The sequence below is a fragment of the Bacillus sp. NTK074B genome (genome assembly GCF_017303375.1).
Classification (GTDB): Bacteria; Bacillota; Bacilli; order Bacillales; family Bacillaceae_B; genus Rossellomorea.
In genome coordinates this window covers 1-262 of record NZ_JAFKOH010000147.1, presented here as the reverse complement: position 1 = coordinate 262, position 262 = coordinate 1, and the positions used below count along the sequence as shown (strand labels likewise).

The 262-nt window shown below is 67.2% G+C and carries 1 protein-coding gene; it reads right to left on the bottom strand.

The window, feature by feature from the left end; genetic code table 11:
• Nucleotides 1-262: hypothetical protein (locus JI667_RS21775; protein WP_206858567.1), on the bottom strand; the 262-nt coding region annotated here is incomplete at both ends.

The window sequence follows — 262 nt, the reverse complement described above, 5'->3', positions numbered from 1 at the left end:
GACGTCCGCGCTCACCCCCTCGCGCGCGATGCGGTGGCTGGTCAGCCCATAGGTATCGAGCGCGCGCAGATCCGAGTGATAGGCGGCCGCTCCCGCATCGCCCAGGGCAAAGCCCGAGACCACGCCTTCGCGCCCCAGATCGTGCAGCGCGCGGCCCAGCCGGACATGGCTGTCGAGCAGCCGGGGATAATAATTGGCATAGACCAGATGATCGCCCAGCCGCGCGGTATGCCAGCCGAACGCGGCGATATAGCCTGTAAGA